Annotated in this window: 2 rRNA genes (1 of these 2 only partly in view); both read right to left on the bottom strand. The window is 54.2% G+C overall.

Annotated features, from left to right (window positions below):
* Window positions 1-47: 47 nt before the first annotated feature.
* Window positions 48-162, bottom strand: a 5S ribosomal RNA gene (gene rrf, locus AC06E6_RS16300).
* 124 nt (window positions 163-286) lie between these two features.
* Window positions 287-2,983: ribosomal RNA gene (locus tag AC06E6_RS16295) — 23S ribosomal RNA — on the bottom strand; it runs 181 nt beyond the window's last position.

Here is a 2,983-nt window from a genome sequence, read left to right as displayed (position 1 = left end):
AAAAGCAAACCCCCGCTGCGTGAGCAGCGGGGGTTTGTGGGTAAAGCCCCTGGCGATGACCTACTCTCGCATGGCTTGAGCCACACTACCATCGGCGCAGCTGCGTTTCACTTCCGAGTTCGGGATGGGATCGGGTGGTTCCACAGCGCTAATTTCACCAGGGAGAGGGTTGGAGGGTCGCTATCCGTTGGAGCAGGATAAAGCGCCAGCCTCTCGTAGGTCTTGTGACGTAGCGTGCACTTGGGTCTATCGACATGTCATGTCGGCCAAGGCAACTTGAGGTTATATGGTCAAGCCACACGGATCATTAGTATCAGTTAGCTCAACGCGTTGCCGCGCTTACACACCTGACCTATCAACCACGTAGTCTACATGGTTCCTTCAGGGGGCTTGTGCCCCGGGAAGTCTCATCTTGAGGCGCGCTTCCCGCTTAGATGCTTTCAGCGGTTATCGCTTCCGAACATAGCTACCCGGCAATGCCACTGGCGTGACAACCGGAACACCAGAGGTTCGTCCACTCCGGTCCTCTCGTACTAGGAGCAGCCCCTCTCAAACTTCCAACGCCCATGGCAGATAGGGACCGAACTGTCTCACGACGTTCTGAACCCAGCTCGCGTACCACTTTAAATGGCGAACAGCCATACCCTTGGGACCGACTACAGCCCCAGGATGTGATGAGCCGACATCGAGGTGCCAAACACCGCCGTCGATATGAACTCTTGGGCGGTATCAGCCTGTTATCCCCGGAGTACCTTTTATCCGTTGAGCGATGGCCCTTCCATACAGAACCACCGGATCACTAAGTCCTACTTTCGTACCTGCTTGATCCGTCGATCTTGCAGTCAAGCACGCTTATGCCTTTGCACACAGTGCGCGATGTCCGACCGCGCTGAGCGTACCTTCGAGCTCCTCCGTTACTCTTTAGGAGGAGACCGCCCCAGTCAAACTACCCACCATACACGGTCCCCGACCCGGATAACGGGCCTAGGTTAGAACGTCAAGCACGACAGGGTGGTATTTCAAGGATGGCTCCACTGCAGCTGGCGCCACAGTTTCATAGCCTCCCACCTATCCTACACAGACGAACTCAACGTTCAGTGTAAAGCTATAGTAAAGGTTCACGGGGTCTTTCCGTCTTGCCACGGGAACGCTGCATCTTCACAGCGATTTCAATTTCACTGAGTCTCGGGTGGAGACAGCGCCGCTGTCGTTACGCCATTCGTGCAGGTCGGAACTTACCCGACAAGGAATTTCGCTACCTTAGGACCGTTATAGTTACGGCCGCCGTTTACTGGGGCTTCGATCAAGAGCTTCGCCTTGCGGCTGACCCCATCAATTAACCTTCCAGCACCGGGCAGGCGTCACACCCTATACGTCCACTTTCGTGTTTGCAGAGTGCTGTGTTTTTGATAAACAGTCGCAGCGGCCTGGTCACTTCGACCATCGCCAGCTATAGCCCGCATGGGCCACCGGCAATGGTGCACCTTCTCCCGAAGTTACGGTGCCATGTTGCCTAGTTCCTTCACCCGAGTTCTCTCAAGCGCCTGAGAATTCTCATCCTACCCACCTGTGTCGGTTTACGGTACGGTCTGCGTAAGCTGAAGCTTAGGAGCTTTTCCTGGAAGCGTGGTATCAGTGACTTCGTCTTAAAGACTCGTCTCGGTGCTCGGTCTTGAAGGATCCCGGATTTGCCAAAGATCCAAACCTACCGCCTTTCCCCAGGACAACCAACGCCTGGTACACCTAACCTTCTCCGTCCCTCCATCGCACTTACGCGAGGTGCAGGAATATTAACCTGCTTCCCATCGACTACGCATTTCTGCCTCGCCTTAGGGGCCGACTCACCCTGCGCCGATTAACGTTGCGCAAGGAAACCTTGGGCTTTCGGCGTGCGGGTTTTTCACCCGCATTATCGTTACTCATGTCAGCATTCGCACTTCCGATACCTCCAGCAAGCTTCTCAACTCACCTTCACAGGCTTACGGAACGCTCCTCTACCGCGCATAACAAAGTTATGCACCCCAAGCTTCGGTTCTGTGCTTAGCCCCGTTAAATCTTCCCCGCAGACCGACTCGACCAGTGAGCTATTACGCTTTCTTTAAAGGGTGGCTGCTTCTAAGCCAACCTCCTGGCTGTCTGTGCCTTTCCACATGGTTTTCCACTTAGCACAAAATTTGGGACCTTAGCTGTGGGTCTGGGTTGTTTCCCTTTTCACGACGGACGTTAGCACCCGCCGTGTGTCTCCCATACAGTCCGTCTCGGTATTCGGAGTTTGCAATGGTTTGGTAAGTCGCGATGACCCCCTAGCCATAACAGTGCTCTACCCCCGAGAGGATACATATGAGGCGCTACCTAAATAGCTTTCGAGGAGAACCAGCTATCTCCGGGTTCGATTAGCTTTTCACTCCTAATCACACCTCATCCCCTACCTTTGCAACGGGAGTGGGTTCGGGCCTCCAGTGCGTGTTACCGCACCTTCACCCTGGGCATGACTAGATCACCCGGTTTCGGGTCTACTGCCCGCGACTATGCGCCCTTATCAGACTCGGTTTCCCTTCGCCTCCCCTATACGGTTAAGCTTGCCACGAACAGTAAGTCGCTGACCCATTATACAAAAGGTACGCAGTCACTCTTTCGAGCTCCTACTGCTTGTACGCACACGGTTTCAGGTTCTATTTCACTCCCCTCTCCGGGGTTCTTTTCGCCTTTCCCTCACGGTACTGGTTCACTATCGGTCGGTCAGTAGTATTTAGCCTTGGAGGATGGTCCCCCCATGTTCAGACAGGGTTTCACGTGCCCCGCCCTACTCGTCTTCACTGGAATGGCCCTTTCAAATACAGGGCTATCACCTTCTATGGCCGGCCTTTCCAGACCGTTTTTCTAGAACCATACCAGCTTAAGGGCTGTTCCCCGTTCGCTCGTCGCTACTCAGGGAATCTCGGTTGATTTCTTTTCCTCTGGTTACTTAGATATTTCAGTTCAC

The sequence above is a fragment of the Stenotrophomonas sp. Steno-Z10-HUANG genome, from assembly GCF_056393075.1.
This window is presented reverse-complemented; position numbering and strand designations above follow the sequence as displayed.